Annotated in this window: 13 protein-coding genes, 1 tRNA gene and 1 pseudogene; 8 read left to right on the top strand and 7 right to left on the bottom strand. The window is 48.7% G+C overall.

What is annotated here, in order from left to right:
* Positions 1-13 precede the first annotated feature (13 nt).
* From glmU to K4H25_RS02270, 6 genes and pseudogenes are all read left to right on the top strand, one after another.
* A complete protein-coding gene (glmU, locus tag K4H25_RS02245) occupies positions 14-1387 on the top strand; it encodes a bifunctional UDP-N-acetylglucosamine diphosphorylase/glucosamine-1-phosphate N-acetyltransferase GlmU (protein WP_221021824.1) in 1374 nt (457 codons plus the stop codon).
* A gap of 170 nt (positions 1388-1557) precedes the next feature.
* Positions 1558-2169, top strand: a complete 612-nt coding sequence (locus tag K4H25_RS02250; RefSeq protein WP_173532863.1) for a YecA/YgfB family protein — start codon at positions 1558-1560, stop codon at positions 2167-2169.
* 209 nt (positions 2170-2378) lie between these two features.
* Positions 2379-3470, top strand: a complete 1092-nt coding sequence (gene ychF / locus K4H25_RS02255) for a redox-regulated ATPase YchF (RefSeq protein ID WP_173532864.1) — start codon at positions 2379-2381, stop codon at positions 3468-3470.
* A 48-nt stretch (positions 3471-3518) separates the two neighbouring features.
* Positions 3519-3785, top strand: coding sequence for an oxidative damage protection protein (locus K4H25_RS02260; protein ID WP_173532865.1), 267 nt, complete (start codon positions 3519-3521; stop codon positions 3783-3785).
* Positions 3786-3892: 107 nt separating this feature from the next.
* A pseudogene (ppk1, locus tag K4H25_RS02265) lies at positions 3893-5974 on the top strand (polyphosphate kinase 1); the annotation flags it as partial.
* A gap of 3 nt (positions 5975-5977) precedes the next feature.
* Positions 5978-6439, top strand: coding sequence for a SixA phosphatase family protein (locus K4H25_RS02270; protein ID WP_221021826.1), 462 nt, complete (start codon positions 5978-5980; stop codon positions 6437-6439).
* A 52-nt stretch (positions 6440-6491) separates the two neighbouring features.
* On the opposite strand, the gene K4H25_RS02275 is transcribed toward K4H25_RS02270, so the two are convergent.
* The 7 genes from K4H25_RS02275 to K4H25_RS02305 all read right to left on the bottom strand — a co-directional run bounded on the left by K4H25_RS02275 (position 6492) and on the right by K4H25_RS02305 (position 14194).
* Positions 6492-7682 (bottom strand): heme biosynthesis HemY N-terminal domain-containing protein, encoded by a 1191-nt coding sequence (locus tag K4H25_RS02275; RefSeq protein ID WP_221021827.1) that lies wholly within the window; start codon positions 7680-7682, stop codon positions 6492-6494.
* Positions 7679-8716 (bottom strand): uroporphyrinogen-III C-methyltransferase, encoded by a 1038-nt coding sequence (locus tag K4H25_RS02280; RefSeq protein WP_221021828.1) that lies wholly within the window; start codon positions 8714-8716, stop codon positions 7679-7681. The genes K4H25_RS02275 and K4H25_RS02280 overlap by 4 nt, the downstream gene beginning before the upstream one ends.
* 6 nt (positions 8717-8722) lie before the next feature.
* Positions 8723-9493: a uroporphyrinogen-III synthase gene (locus K4H25_RS02285; RefSeq protein ID WP_221021829.1), complete on the bottom strand. Its 771-nt coding sequence runs from the start codon at positions 9491-9493 to the stop codon at positions 8723-8725.
* Complete coding sequence (gene hemC / locus K4H25_RS02290; RefSeq protein ID WP_221021830.1) at positions 9490-10425, bottom strand: hydroxymethylbilane synthase; 936 nt, start codon at positions 10423-10425, stop codon at positions 9490-9492. The genes K4H25_RS02285 and hemC overlap by 4 nt, the downstream gene beginning before the upstream one ends.
* Positions 10426-10494: 69 nt before the next feature.
* The gene (locus K4H25_RS02295) at positions 10495-12498 is read right to left on the bottom strand and encodes a type IV pilus assembly protein FimV (protein ID WP_221021831.1); all 2004 of its coding nucleotides are present in this window, start codon (positions 12496-12498) and stop codon (positions 10495-10497) included.
* 174 nt (positions 12499-12672) lie between these two features.
* Positions 12673-13725: a DNA polymerase IV gene (dinB, locus tag K4H25_RS02300; protein ID WP_221021832.1), complete on the bottom strand. Its 1053-nt coding sequence runs from the start codon at positions 13723-13725 to the stop codon at positions 12673-12675.
* A gap of 223 nt (positions 13726-13948) precedes the next feature.
* Positions 13949-14194, bottom strand: a complete 246-nt coding sequence (locus tag K4H25_RS02305; RefSeq protein WP_221021833.1) for a hypothetical protein — start codon at positions 14192-14194, stop codon at positions 13949-13951.
* A 325-nt stretch (positions 14195-14519) separates the two neighbouring features.
* On the opposite strand from K4H25_RS02305, the gene K4H25_RS02310 reads away from it, so the two are divergent.
* Positions 14520-16004, top strand: coding sequence for a glycoside hydrolase family 13 protein (locus K4H25_RS02310; protein ID WP_221021834.1), 1485 nt, complete (start codon positions 14520-14522; stop codon positions 16002-16004).
* A gap of 176 nt (positions 16005-16180) precedes the next feature.
* Positions 16181-16265, top strand: a tRNA-Leu gene (locus tag K4H25_RS02315).
* Positions 16266-16309 lie beyond the last annotated feature (44 nt).

Raw genomic sequence — 16309 nt, forward strand, 5'->3', positions numbered from 1 at the left:
TTAGGGATAAGTGATGGCTTCTGCATTAAACGTGGTCATTTTGGCTGCAGGGCAAGGTAAACGGATGTACTCTAGTTTGCCAAAAGTATTACACCGTCTTGCGGGCAAGCCGCTCGTGCAACACGTGATTGATACCGCGCGTCAATTACAGCCGCAAAAAATGGTCATTGTGTATGGCCATGGTGGCGAGCAAGTGCAAAAGCAATTAGCTGATCAAACGGATTTAGCCTGGGCGTGTCAGGCTGAGCAGCTTGGAACAGGGCATGCCTTGGCGCAGGCCGTACCACAATGCGTTGGTGGCATTACCCTGATGCTGTATGGTGATGTGCCATTAACGCGTTTAGCTACCATTCAAGCCTTATTGGCTGCAAGTAGCGATGGCAAAGTCGGCATTCTGACCGATATTCTCGATGATGCTACCGGTTATGGTCGAATTGTTCGCAATGCAGCTGGTCAGGTGACTTGCATTGTTGAGCAAAAAGATTGCTCAATCGAGCAAGCCACAATCACTGAAATGAATACCGGTATTTTGGCCTTACCGACGGCGCGTTTGGCTGCTTGGTTATCTGAGCTAAAGAACGACAACGCGCAAGGTGAGTATTACGCCACAGACTTAATCGCCCTTGCTGTGCGCGATGGGGTTGAAATTGCGACGGTGCAGCCCTTGGATCATTGGGAAGCAGAAGGCATTAATAACAAGCTGCAGCTCGCCAGCTTAGAACGTATTTATCAAACCGAAACCGCTAAAGCCTTGTTGACCGCAGGCGTTGGCTTGGCCGATCCGGCGCGGATTGATGTACGCGGTACCTTAACCCATGGCCAAGATGTCTTCATTGATGTGAATTGCATTTTTGAGGGGCAGGTTGTTTTGGGCCAAGGCGTGAGTATTGGTGCACATTGCGTACTAAAAAATGTCACGATTGCTGATGGCGCAGTGATTCATCCATTTTGCCATCTAGAAGATGCGGTGGTGGGGGCAGGCAGTTTGATTGGCCCTTATGCTCGCTTACGACCTGGTGCGCAATTGGCCGAGCAAGCCCATATTGGTAACTTTGTTGAAATTAAAAAATCAACCATCGGTATTGGCTCGAAAGTGAATCACTTAAGTTATATCGGCGATGCGCAGATTGGCGCAGGGGTGAATATTGGCGCTGGAACGATTACTTGCAATTATGATGGTGTTAATAAATTCACCACAGTGATTGAAGATAATGTGTTTATTGGCAGCAATAATTGTCTGGTTGCCCCCGTCACGATTGGTGCCGGAGCGACGACGGGCGCTGGCTCGGTGATTAGTAAAAATGCGCCAGCAGGGGAGTTAACGATTGCACGCGCTAAGCAACTGACATTGTCGGGTTGGCTGCGCCCTAAGAAAATCGTGAAATAAATTAGTAATTGTTCGCAGCAATTGGTTTTGAAGTATGGCCTAGCGATTGAGCTAGGCCCTTATGCTTAAATGATGGGTATGTTGCTGGAGTCCTTTTAAATAAAAGACACCATGTTAATACCCATAGTAAATCGGTGTATCGATTTAGTGTTTTACTCTTGGAGTACTGTATGTCTTTATTACTTGACCAGCCACTGACTGATGAAGAACTCGATCAACTCGATCAATTTTTGTATTCAGACGCAGTCGGCAAAGATGCGATGTCATTATCCATGCTACATGGCTACCTTACCGCAATTTTGATCGGCCCCGCTACCGTGATGCCTGGTCAATGGCTGGCTCAAATCTGGGATCGTCCAGAGGCTGCGATTTTTGCTTTGCCGGAAGGCGATGCCATCATCAATTTGGTGATGCGTTTATACAATCAAATTGCCGATGAATTAGCGCAAGATCCTCCCGTGTATGAGCCTTTGCTGTATTGGGAAGATGAATCAATGCAAAATTCCAGCATTGAAGAATGGAGCTTAGGTTTCTGCTTTGGTGCAGGCTTAGCTGAAGAAGAGTGGCAGCCTTTGATTGACGAAGAAGAAGGCCAGTTTATGTTTATGGCCATCATGAGTGGCTCGGACGATGAAATGCGCGAAGATATGCTCAAAGAAGGCATTGATTTAGTGCGCCATGACAACGAAGTGGCTGAGCAAATTCCGGAAATGGTCATCGAAATTCGAGATTTCTTTCGTGAAAACAATGAAACGTCGCGCAGTAAGCATCAATTGCATTAATTAATGCCCCAATAAGCCGAAGTCGATGCATTGTTTAGCCTGTATGGCAGCAGCATGCTGCTGCCATTTGCGCACAAGCCAATGATTGATCGAGGTATTTTTGGTGAATAAGCGGTTTTGATTGCTGAGGCGCGCCAATCGGTGCTCGCATCAGTTAAAATTGATGGTTTAGTATTTATTGGGCGGCGTCGCCCAGCAAGGAATGATTCATGAGTCTCAAGTGCGGCATTGTTGGCTTGCCCAACGTCGGTAAATCTACGCTATTTAATGCATTGACCAATTCAGGCATTGAAGCAGCTAACTATCCATTTTGCACCATTGAGCCGAATGTCGGCATCGTTGAAGTGCCAGATCATCGTTTAGCCGAATTATCCAAAATTGTTAATCCACAAAAAATTCAGTCGGCGATTGTTGAATTCGTTGATATCGCTGGCTTAGTCGCGGGTGCGAGTAAAGGTGAAGGTTTGGGTAACCAATTCTTGGCCAATATCCGCGAAACTGACGCGATTGTAAATGTGGTGCGTTGTTTTGAAAACGATAACATTATTCACGTTGCTGGCCGCGTGGACCCCATCGACGACATCATTGTTATTGGTACTGAATTGGCCTTGGCCGATATGAATACGGTCGAAAAAGCCATTCAGCGTGATGGCAAAAAAGCCCGTTCGGGTGATAAAGAAGCACTGGCATCGATCGCGGTATTGGAAAAACTCTTGCCGCATTTGAACGAAGGCTTGCCAGCGCGCTCGCTAAAATTATCCGATGACGAAAAAGCGGCAATCAAACCGTTATGCTTGTTGACGATCAAGCCCGCCATGTATGTGGCCAACGTTGCCGAAGATGGTTTTGACAACAATCCATTGCTCGATAAAGTAAAGGCCCACGCCGCACTTGAAGGCGCTCCGGTTGTTGCCGTTTGTGCCTCAATCGAAAGCGAGATCGCAGAGCTGGACGAAGCGGATAAAGTCGAATTTTTAGAGTCACTCGGTCAAGACGAGCCAGGCTTAAATCGCTTGATTCGTGCCGGTTACGAATTGCTTGGCTTGCAAACCTATTTCACTGCAGGCGTGAAAGAAGTTCGCGCATGGACGATTCACAAAGGTGATACCGCACCACAAGCGGCTGGCGTGATCCATACCGATTTTGAGCGCGGCTTTATTCGTGCACAAACGATCGCGTATGAAGATTTCATCGCCTACAAGGGTGAGCAAGGCGCCAAAGAAGCCGGCAAGATGCGCGCCGAAGGCAAAGAATATGTGGTAAAAGACGGCGATGTACTCAATTTCTTATTTAACGTTTAATGAATGTCATTGAACTGAAACATTATTGTAATAATATGGAGGCATTAAATGAGCCGTACTGTTCAGTGTGTCAAATTAGGCCGTGAAGCTGAAGGATTGGATTTTCCACCGCTACCAGGTGAGCTGGGCAAAAAAGTATATGAACAAGTTTCTAAAGAAGCTTGGACTGCTTGGGTTAAGCACCAAACGATGCTGATTAATGAAAATCGTTTGAGTTTAGCTGATCCAAGTGCACGTAAATACTTGCAACAGCAATTGGAGAATTACTTCTTTGGTTCAGGTGCTGATGCCATTCAAGGCTATGTACCACAGTAATTGTTTGATCACACAGGCCGCATTTGCGGCCTGTTGTGCTTTAAAAGCGTTGCATAAGCTGAGTTAGAAGCTGATTCAATTGACCTCAATCGCCATCAAAGAGCGCTGCCATGACTTACAAACCCGCCGACAATCAACTCTTGCTCAATCGTGAATTGGGTTTACTTGAATTTAACCGCCGTGTTTTGGCGCAAGCCGAGGACGTGCGCAATCCACTTTTGGAGCGCTTGAAGTTTTTGTGCATTGTGTCGAGCAATCTGGATGAGTTTTTTGAAGTGCGAATGGCGTGGTTAAAAGAAAACATTCGGCACAATCCTTCTCGGCTATTGCCCGAAGGGATTACCCCACATCATGCTTTTGAATTGGTCACCAAAGAAGCGCACGATTTGGTCGAACGGCAATATCGAATTTTGCGTGAAAATGTTTTCCCAGCAATGGAAACCGAAGGGATTTATTTCTTTCGGCGTAGTTTATGGACTGAAGCGCAGCGTGAGTGGGTTAAAAATTATTTCTTCCGTGAATTAAAGCCGATTTTGACGCCGATTGGTTTGGATCCTTCACATCCATTCCCACGTTTATCTAACAAAATGCTCAATTTTATTGTTGAGCTAGAAGGCCCTGATGCCTTTGGCCGCAATTCGGGTATCGCGATTGTTCAGGCGCCACGTATTTTCCCTCGCTTTGTCAAAATGCCGGATGAAATCGCGGGTACTGAGCATGGCTTCGTCTTTTTATCGTCGATTTTGCACGCGCATATTGATGAGCTATTTTCTGGCATGCATGTTCTTGGATGCTATCAATTCCGCGTAACGCGCGATTCGGATGTCTCGGTTGATGATGAAGACATTAAAGATCTGCGCGCAGCGATTGAAGGTGAGCTATCGCAACGCCCTTATGGTGATGCTGTTCGCTTAGAGTTGGCAGATAATTGCCCACGGCATTTACAAGACTTTTTGTCGTCACAATTTGGCTTGCTGCCAGAAGACATTTATCGGGTGAATGGCCCAGTGAATTTGGTGCGTTTAATGCAAGTACCAGACCAAGTAGATCGTCCGGATTTGAAATATATACCGTTTATGCCGGGCATTCCGCCTGAGTTACGTAAACAAGCCGATTTCTTCTCTGCGATCCGCCAGAGTGATATTTTGTTGCACCATCCCTACCAAAGCTTTACGCCCGTCGTAGATTTACTGCAGCAAGCAGCACGCGATCCGCAGGTGGTCGCCATTAAGATGACGATTTATCGTACTGGCGCCGAGTCGGTCTTGATGGATGCGCTCAAAGAAGCGGCGATTCGCGGTAAAGAAGTCACCGTGGTGGTTGAGTTGATGGCGCGGTTTGATGAGGAAGCCAATATCAATTGGGCTGCCAAGCTAGAAAGTGTCGGTGCGCATGTGGTGTATGGTGTGTATGGCTATAAAACGCATGCCAAAATGCTGCTGATTGTTCGCCGTGAAGAAGGCCGCTTGCATCGCTACGCCCACGTCGGAACGGGTAACTATCACCCTCGCACTGCCAAGTTATATACCGATTTTGGTTTGTTAACCGCCAATGCCGATATTACTAGCGATGTGAATGATGTGTTTATGCAGCTGACCGGTTTGGGTTTGGCGGGTGATCATCACGCATTGTGGCAAGCTCCTTTTACGTTGCATAGCCAATTTATCGCCGCCATTGAGCGTGAGATTGTGCATGCCAAGGCTGGCCGTAAAGCGGTGATTATCGCCAAAATGAATTCGCTGCTTGAGCCTTCAATTATCGATAAATTGTATGAGGCTTCTGGCGCTGGCGTCACGATTCATCTGATTGTCCGTGGTGTGTGTGCTTTGCGTCCTGGTTTGCCTGGGGTTTCAGAGAATATTCGAGTTCGTTCAGTGATTGGTCGCTTTTTAGAGCATCATCGCGTGTTTTATTTCCTCAATGATGGCGCAGAAGATGTGTATTTATCCAGTGCCGATTGGATGGGACGCAATTTATTCCGTCGTATCGAAATCGCATTTCCGATTTTGAACCCTAAAGTGAAGCGCCGTGTAATTCGTGAAAGCTTGCGGCCTTTCTTGGTGGACAATACGCAAGCTTGGGAAATGCTGTCAGATGGTCGCTATCGCCGTAAATTGGCGCGTGGTGGCAAAATCCGTTCGGCACAAGCGCAGTTACTCGCTGATTTAGCGGCAGGAACGCGGAATTAATCGATGGATTTAATCTTGTGGCGGCATGCAGATGCCGCAGAAGGCCCAGATGATCTGGCGCGGCCACTTACGCCAAAAGGCATTAAGCAGGCGAAAAAAATGGCCGCTTGGTTGCGAGCCCAGCTCAAAGACGTAGCCCAATATCGTTTGATTTGTAGTGAGGCGGTTCGCAGTCAAGCGACTGCGCAATATCTTCGCGCTGATGCGGTGGTGGATTCGCGGATAAATCTAGGTGGTTATAACGCCGCCTATTTAGAGCTAGCACACTGGCCGCGAGATATCGGCAAAGTGGTGGTGATGGTGGGGCATCAGCCGCATATTGGCCAAGTTGCATCGCTGTTATTAACCGGTAAAGAGCTTGATTGGCCTACGCGCAAAGGGGGGATTTGGTGGATTCAACGCCGCGTGATTGATGGTCGAGTCAACTATGTACTCAAGGCAGCATTGGGGCCGGAGTTGGTTTGAGCAATAAAAAAGGCGGCTTAGCCGCCTTTTTGTTATTGATAAACAACGCCAATTAGCTGAGCGCAATACTTAAGCTGGCGCGGTAATGTAAGTTGGCTTCATCAGTATGCTCGAGTTGATCGAGTAATCGCGCTAATTCAGCATGGGCAATGGCGGTCGGTTTGACGGCAATGCTCGCTTCCAAATAGGTCTGTGCTTTACCCCATAGCTCGCGCTGATAGCATAAACGCCCCAAAGTGAGTAATAAACGATGGTCATTCGGGTGTTGTTTAAGCCATTGTTCTGCTTGTTGTAGCTGTGCAGTTAAAGCTTCACCACGCAGACCAAGCAGGCCATATTGCTCGAGTAATTCACTATTCCACTCGGCATCAATGGCGGCAGCTAAAGTATCGCGAGCGAGTGTCGGCTCGCCTTGTTCTTGATATTGCGCTGCGATGCTAGCTGCCAATTGTGGGTTAAGTCGGTCGAACTCGGGGACTTTGCGACTCCAGTCTTTTAGCTCGCGTACGCTCATTGGATGTTGGCGTAATTGTTGTTGATATGCGGCAATTCGAATGTGATTGGCTTGCTCTGCGTCTAGTGCTTCACTGCGCGTGAGCTGTTCAACCAGTTTAAGTACCGCCTCGGGATTGCGTTCACGCTGGCGTAAGCGCAGTTCGATTTTCATGGCTGCAGTGAGTTTTGGGTTGATTTCTCGCGCTGCAGCGATGGCTTGACTGGCTTCATTGTAGCGGCGCTCATCAAGGTAGAGCTCAGCCATTGACATTAGCGTTGCTAAATGTTGTCCACCAAGCCGAGTTTGCAATTGCTCAAAATAAGCATCACGCTTGGCGAAATCGCGAATTGAATGCGCGGCACGCGCGGCTAATAAACCATTCACGGCATAAGCATCATCATTTGGGCTGGCTGCAAAAGCTTCACTAGCGAGTCGTTCTGAGCGTTGAAAACGACCTTCATAAAATGCCGTGCGTGCGTCTCGTTCGAGCTGCACAGAGGCAATTTCTTGCTGGCGTAATCGATAGCGGCGCACGCGCTCGGGTAAGCCGCCCAGTTCGGCCAACATCCGCAAACCCAAATAAAGCACAATGACGGAACCAATCAAAAGCAGAATGAAAATATTGAGAGAGATCTCAAGCCGCCAAGGCGGTAAGAAAATCAAGGCGTAGCCGCTATTTACTTGGGCAAATAGCGTTAAGCCAACGGCCAGTGAAAATAAGCCAATAAACCAGATTAAGAATCTCACGGTTTGGCCCTCTCGGCAGTGGTGCGTGCATTGCGTACGGCAGCAAGGCTGGCACTTAAATCAGGCATGGTGATCGCGAGGGGTTGCGTTTGTAGTTGGCGCAAAACCTTAATTGCATTATCAGTGGCCGGCGCACGGGCATCAAAAAATTGCTGTAAATAACGCTCAGTGGCTTTGAGATCGCTATGAAATGCCGCTTCGTTACGGAGCAATAATGCGGCGCGCGCATTCAGTAGGCGCAATTTAATATTTTCTCGCAAAAAAAAACTTTGCTCAGGAGATAACAAAATCAGATCGGGTTGATCGATGCGGCGAATTTGAATCAGTTGTTTGAGTTCATGCCAAATCTCAGCGCCAAAGCGTTGTGCGGCATTGTGCTGCGTGTTGGCTTGATGCTTAGATGCGATAGTGTGTCCGGCATCAACAATCAGCGGCAATTGATCAACACTATCAATAATGCTATTGAGCTTGGCGGTAATCCCAATCACATCCAGATAGGGCGTTGCTTTTAAGGTGTTGATGTCTTTGGTTAGCGCTTGGCGAACGCTGATTAGCTCTGGGCGATTGAGCTGAGCCAATTGCACGTCGATATTATTTAACGCCGTTAATGCGCTATTGATATCGCCGGCAATTTGTAATTGTTGGCTGGCAAAAGACAGCATTTGCTCGACTTCGGCCAGACTATGCAAGGTTTCACCTCGGCTGAGGTTATCGTACATATTATTGAGCGCTTCTTGTCGCGCACTGGATTCTGCTTGTTTGTTTTCTTGAACATCAAGGCGCGAGATGATTTTTTGCTGTGCTTGGCTCGACTGTAGGTTCGATTGGCGTAGCTCTTGTTGTAGTTGATTATTGCTTGCCAGTTCACGACTCAGTTCTAACTTGAGTGATTCCATCGCGTTTTGCTGGTATAGCCAAGCGCCTGCGCTGGCTAAAATGGCCACAATCGCTAAAATCAGCGCCGGTTGCGGCATAGCACGACGTGGCGTGGTATTAAGTGCCGCAGAAAAAGTATTTGGATTGTCTTGATTCATCGGGCTCTACACTTTTTGAGATGAAGCCGGCGAAAAATACCGGCAAATCGAACGGGTAATACCATCATCGCCCGCCTCGGTTGGCACTATATGCTGAGCGCCATGCGCTTTGAGAGTAGCGGCAATTCGTGGGTGCGGAACAAAATAGAGCCTACATTGTAACTTGAGCTGCGCTTGCTCTCCAGCCCAGCTCAATAAGTGTTGTGCCGCTTCCGAGCTAGAAATAATAATGCCATCACAGCCCAAAGCCAATTGTTGCTCAATCTCTTGCCGATCTAAAGCGGCAACGCTGCGCTGATAAGCCGTCACCAATTGTACGCTCGCACCCGCCGCGATTAAGCCCGCAGGTAAAATGTCGCGGCCACCATTGCCGCGAAACAGCACAATTTTTTTACCGGTTTGATCACCTAACGTCGCCAATAAACCTTCACCATCAAATTGCTGCGCGGGACAAATAATGTGCTGCATGCCTAATTGGGCTGCTCGTTCGGCACTGCCCGGACCGATGACGGCAACGGGTAAATGACTAGGCCAAGGCTTTGCGCGCGCCAGCATCACTTGATCTAATGCCGAAGGACTAATAAAAATCGCCAAATCAAATTGATCAAGTTGAGCGAGCGCGTTTTGTAGTTCTTGCGCTGGATTGGGCGGCGCTATGGTTAGCAGCGGAAGGGTATGACACTGTGCGCCTTGTTTAGAGAGCGACGCAGCCAAATACCCAGCCTGTGCTTCAGGCCGAGTAATCCATAATCGCAAGCCAGCAAGCGCTAAAGTCATACCGTTAGTTGTTTAAGAATCTCGCGAGCGCCTTCGGTGCAGAGTAAGTCGGCAACGATACGCCCTAAGCCATCCGCAGCAGCGAATGAGCCATTGGATTCGGCAACCACACGCTGACTACCATCGGGCATGGCCACTAAGCCGCGTAAGCGTAAAAAGCCCTCTTCATTGGTGGCGTAGGCAGCGAGTGGAATCTGACATGAGCCATTTAAACGACGCGATAAAGCCCGTTCCGCAGTAACGCAAGCGGCAGTTTCGGCGTGATTGAATGGCGCGAGTAAGGCCATTAAATCGGCGCGATCGCTGCATATTTCAATCCCCACCGCGCCTTGCCCCGGTGCTGGTAAGCTAATTTCAGGCGACAGCTCGCAAGCGATACGTTCGGTAAGACCGAGTCGTTTTAAGCCGGCCGCAGCTAAAATGATGGCGTCAAACTCACCATCGTCGAGTTTTTTGAGACGGGTTCCAACATTGCCGCGCAGCGGCTTAACCACTAAATGTGGATACAGCGAGCGAATTTGGCTTTCGCGGCGCAAGCTGGCGGTGCCCACAATCGCGCCCGCAGGCAGCTCGTCCGGATGTTTGAATCGATTTGAGACAAAGGCATCACGCGGATCTTCGCGTTCACCGATTGCCGCCAGGCTAAAGCCTTCGGGCAAGACCATAGGTACGTCTTTCATTGAGTGTACGGCCAAGTCGGCGCGTCCCTCACTCATGGCTTGTTCTAGCTCTTTGACGAACAAGCCTTTGCCGCCGATTTTATTTAACGTGACGTCTAAAATTTTATCGCCTTGCGTGGTAATGCCAAGCAATTGAACCGATAAAAGCGGATAAGTTTTTTCTAGCCAAGACTTCACAAAATGAGCTTGCCAGAGTGCCAGCGGGCTTTCGCGAGTGGCGATCACCACTTGGGTAGGCAGAGTTGGGCTCATAAGAAAAATCCTTTAGTCAGACAAAAACACAAGTCTAACATGCGCGATGCAGCATGCGCTGCTCGCGCCTTATTCGAGATGACGTTTGCGCTCTGGCTGTGGTTTGTTCTCGGAATCGAAGTCAAGGAAATCCATATGTGGCACCGTTGATTCAGCGGTGCTTGCGCTTATTTCTGGCTCAAAAGCCGGAAACATTTCGATTTCTTCGGTCGCTTGAAATAGCATCCCTGGCATTTCATAGTGAACTTCAGGTAGCTGAATATCCAACATGATTTCTGGCGCGGCTTCGCTGACTTCAAAGTCCAAGGCTGCTGGTGGCGCGCGCGGCGTTTCGATATCCAAGAACGCAGCCATCATCGTTGCCGGTGTTGGCTCGGGGTGGATATCAAGTTCAACGCTGTTGTTGTCCGGCATGATTAAGGTGCTGCCCACCGCGCTACCCATGGCGCTACCCATGGCGCTGGGGCTATTGTGGCGCTGATAGAGTTCATTCTCAGGATCAAGTTTTGAGCCGATATTACGCACCAGCTCCCAATCGGCTTCGTCTTTTACGATTAGGCTGAGGTTTTTCGCCAGATTGGCATATTCGGTTTTCATCCCTTGCTGGCGGAAAACACGGAATAGCATTAACCAACGCTCAATATCTTCGGGGTCTTCATCAATGCTGCGATACAGTAAATCAATCGCTTCGGCGACCTCGCCTTGGCCTAGCATAATTTGAATTCGTGCCAAATCGACAGAGTCAAAATCGCTGACTTCAATCCCCGCGCCAGGGTGATGTAAAAATGACATCATGGTTGGCGTGTGCTCAGTGGTTTTATGCCGTGTGGCGTAGGTTTTAAACTGGCCCATCAAGGTTTGTTCGCTATGTGGGGCGAGTTCATTGCTTTGCTGCGCTTGGCGACGACGCCAAAATAGCCAGCCGCCAACCGTCGTTACGATGCCAACTAAACCTAAGCCAATCAGCCAAGCAGGCGTCTTGCTTTCCGGTTCAACGACTTCTGGCGTTGGCATAATGCGTTTTTTATGGGGCTGGCTGGCGGCGATGGCGGCAGTGCCATTGACGGCAGCGGTATTGACGGTACTGGCGGTGATGAGCGCTTCAGGCGCGCTGGCCATCGGCTGGCTGGCTAGCGGTAAGCTGGCGCTTGTATTGAGCTGGCTTAGGCGCGCATTGAGTTGCTCGACTTCTAATTGTAATTTGAACTGCAGTTCTTCCAGTGTTTTGACTTTTTCTTCTAAAACTTGAGTGTATTGCGCTGCTGATGGCGTGCCCGTGCTGGTTGGTTTAGTGCGTTGACTCGGCTCGCTATCGAGTCGTAATTGGCCTGCTTCGACTGTTGGTGTGGTTGGCGATTTTTTTCGTACTGAACGTAATTTGTCGGGAATGCTTACCACGGTACCGGCACTCAATTCAGCATTCGGATCAAGATTAGGATTGTTGGCACTGAGTTTTTGCAAATAGCGAGGGTATTGCGGCGTATTTTCGGGGTAATAGCGTTTCGTTAGTTCGCGCAAACTCATTGGTTTTTTTAGCGTGAGCTGATGATCTGTTCTAGGAGATACGTCTTGCTCATTGCTGGATTCTGCTCGGCGTGGGCGCACTTCACGCGGTAGCATGCGACTTGGCGTCTCGCGTTCGGCTCGAAGTGGCGCGATATTTAAAAATGCCGTGAAATCCCGCGTCATTTGTTGATTGGCGCAGGCGAATTTAACTGCAAAAGCAATCGTCGGTTCACCAACCGCAGAGCGCGATTCGATTAATAGTACGCCGCTGAGTTCTCCGTTGGGACGGATTTGGATGGTGGCTGGGCCTAGGCCGGGTAATTCATTGTTGGACGCGCGTAATTCAATACATTGTTCATTGATCGCTTCGCCAGCATTTAAGCGATAGGGCACAAGGCCGCGAAAGGGTTGTCCTATGTAGGACTGTAATTGCAATTCGCCCATGGTCATGCCGTGAGCTGAACCAAAGCTTAGACCCAGTGTACCAATGGTCGCGCAGAGTGTGGCGCGGCGAAATTTAAAATGCGGCATTGATAATTTAAACCATAAATTGAATATTTCATTCATTGTCAGGCCTTCTGGCATTCAACTCAACAAAAAAATAAATAAGATTACGCAATATTCATTTTTAGCTAATTTGCTGAGTTTTTTCAAATATAAGCATATATTAATGTGCTGGAGGGCAATTGCAGCTTTGTTTGTGAAACCGGCAAAGCATAAAAAATGCTGCACAAAGTCATTTCACCATAAACAAAGCTGCTCAGGCACTTTGCTTCGTTCGTCAAAACGCACCCCTAAACCTAATAAACGCACGGCTTGCGGGCTACGTTTTAAACCTTGTTCAAGTAGCCGAATATAGGTATTTAATTGCGGTGAGTTGCAAATACATTCCACTGTCGTTTGTGTGAAATCAGCAAATTTAATTTTGATAAATGCTTTATGAATTCGCTCATCCGCTAAACGCTGCATTCTAATTTGCCAATCGCTAAATAATTCAGCAAGTGCTTGCTGGCATGCTGTGCTACTTAAATCATGGGCGAATGTATTTTCTACCGATAATGATTTGCGACTTTCATGCGGGGCGACAGGGCGATGATCGATACCTTGTGCTTGTTCATGGAGTAAATGCCCCAAGCGACCAAACTCACCAATAAGTTGCTCTAGTGACCAAGCCTGAATATCGGCACAGCTATGTATGCCGCGCAAGGCAAGTTTATCTGCGGTTACCTTACCAATACCCCATAGCTTTCTTGTTGGGAGCTGCGGCATAAATTCGGCAATATCTTGGGGCCGGATTACAAATTGCCCATTCGGTTTACGCCAGTCGCTGGCAATTTTGGCCAGTAATTTATTTGGCGCAATGCCTGCGCTGGCGGTGATGCCGATTTCACGCTCAATGCGGGCTCGAATTTGTTCGGCCATTCGTGAGGCGCTGCCTGCGCAGTGCGGCTGGCCGCTAACGTCTAAATACGCCTCATCCAAAGACAGCGGCTCGATTTGGTCGGTGTAATCGGCAAAAATGGCGCGCATTGCCTGTGATGCCGCTTTGTAACGGGCAAAGTCGGGTGGCACCACCACCAGCTGCCGGCAACGCTGTTGTGCTCGATAGGTCGACATGGCCGAATGAATGCCAAATTGGCGCGCAAGGTAGTTGCAAGTGGCAATGACGCCACGCCGCTCAGCCGAGCCGCCCACGGCGAGTGGGACTTCGCGTAATTCAGGTCGATCACGCATTTCAACGGCGGCATAAAAGCAGTCGCAATCGATATGAATAATTTTGCGCTGAGGCGTCACGGTGTGGCTTGAGTAAATAAAACAAATTGTACGTTCGTTCTATATGGCTGTCAGTATTTTCTGCTTCAGCGGTAATGACGCCGCTTTGATTGGGTATGGTGCTATTGGGTATATTAATGGGAGTCAATATTTAAAAGGTTTACATAGCAATACGTCACAGTGCCGCCGAAAATAACGGCTAGCACCGTTGGGGATTGTGCTGCACTGGCGAAGCCCGCGTTGATTAGCGGCAGTAGTTCGCCATGATATAGCTGCGCTGAGTCGGGTATTTTCGGCCGCTAGGCGCGCAAGTTTTTAGCACTACATCGCCAGTGTCATAACGGCGTGACATGGTGACGCGTTGGCCGATACTGAGTTTTTTGCGTTTATTGTTGTAGGCGTTCAGGATTGAATCGTACGTCCCGGTCGCGATGGGCTGCTCGACGCCGTGGATGGTAATAAGCTTCAGAATGTAATTGTGCTCGGTCATGAGGTCTCCAATTGCAGCTTATTGAAGCGCCGATCTGCCTTTGTGTTCTACGCTTGATTTGCATTGAGCGCATTGGCACAGCATCAAATCATTGCTTTTAAAATGAATCACTCGCTCTCTGTTGCCGTGATGTTTCGCTTGGGCAGCAAACGGTTGAGTCAGCACTCAGTATCTGATTATATTTTTACCAATTTGTTGCAGTTAAGAAATAAAGACGGAGTGTTGTTTTTTAGGTTTTGTCAGTTTTGAATCAGCTAAAAACAATATTGGAGTCGGTTGATGTTCTGCTACGGTTAATGTATTTCACTGTCAATGGGGCGATGTGATGACTCAACTGGATGACCTTACTCGTCGGCGCGCTAGCCAAATTGTGTATCAGATCTTTCCCGAGCGATTTGCTATCGGCGCTGGCTTAAGTAGCGCGGAAAAACTGGCCAATACCGCATATGACGGGCCCAATGTCGCCAAATGTGGCTGGGATGACAGCACCTTAAATCAGCCGTGGGGACAGCAATTTTTTGGTGGTGACTTGGATGGTATAGCTGACAAAATCGACTATTTGTTGGATTTAGGTGTGACTGGGGTTTACCTCACGCCGATTTTTAGCGCCCCAAGCAATCATAAATACGACGCCACGGATTTTTTTAATATTGACGCGATGTTTGGTGGTGAGGCGGCACTACTACGTTTGATCGATACATTGCATCAACAAGGCATGAATCTAACGTTAGATGCCGTGCTCAATCATGTCTCTGAATTTCATCCATGGTTTTTGGCAGCGCAGCAAGGCGATCCAAGCAAGCGCGATTGGTTTACTTTTCTGGCTGATGGACGTTATTTATGTTGGCAAGATTATGGTTTGATGCCGGAACTCAATCTGGCCAATCCAGCGGTCAGAGACGTGCTGTATCGTCAGCCAAACAGCGTGGTGCAATATTGGTTAAGTCGAGGTATCGACAACTGGCGCTTTGATGTCGCGCAAGACGTCGGTATACCCGTGGCACAAGAGATGGCCGAGGTAGTGGGTAAAGCGTATCCAGGGGCTGGGTTACTTGGTGAATTAAATGGGTTTTCTGGCGGCTGGTTTCAGGCTGGTGCTGGTTATAGCGGCATGATGAATTACTGGTATCGCACGGCGATTTTGGCTTGGCTGGCAGGCGAAATTGACAGTATACAAATGAATGCGGCGATTCAAGATGCCCGTGATGCGTATGGCTTGAAAGGGCTGTTGTGTTCGTGGAATATGTTGTCGAGCCACGATACGCCGCGTTTGATTACCACCGTTGGTAATTTGCATGACGCGCAACTGGCGATGGCGATGCAATTTACTTTGCCGGGCATCCCGCTCGTATATTACGGCGAAGAAATCGGTATGCAAGGCGGCGCTGATCCGGATTGCCGCCGACCAATGCGCTGGAACGAAGCCGATTGGAATCATGCGCAGCGGGCGTGGGTTAAACAGCTAATTGCGATTCGCCAGCAAAATACCGCTCTGCAGTATGGCGATATTATCGTTTTGGGTCATCGCCTTGCCGGCAATACCCTGGTGTTTTTACGCGCCACCGATGTTCCGGGGGAGGCCGCTTTGGTGGTGGTTAATTTAGCCGATACCCCGCTGGCGAGTCGTTTATTGATTCCTTATTCGCATTGGTACGACGGCGTGCCGTTGCGCGATGCTTTAGGTGGCGCGCCAGATAGCAAAATGCAGGCTGGTAGTGTGTTGCTGCAACTACCTGCGCGTTCGGTGGCGATTTATCAGGCGTTTGAGCCTTACCAAAACTACACCTTTTTTAAACCGCGTAATCAGTAATGCCGCGCACGCGTGATTGGCAATAAACGCAATTAGTATTGCTTGCCGCTGGTTTGAATTTTGAATGCCCATTGATTTTATTGAGGTATTTTTTGAGTGCAATAATTTTTTTTTAAAATGCTTGCCAAGCCAGATGGAATCAGGAATAATCCGCCTCCTACACAGAACACACTCATGCCCGGGTGGCGGAATTGGTAGACGCAGGGGACTCAAAATCCCCCGCCGAAAGGTGTGCCGGTTCGAGTCCGGCCCCGGGCACCAAATTCAAAAAAGCCGATCTTTTAGATCGGCTTTTTTACGTCTGC

This window comes from Deefgea piscis (assembly GCF_019665785.1).
Lineage (GTDB): Bacteria > Pseudomonadota > Gammaproteobacteria > Burkholderiales > Chitinibacteraceae > Deefgea.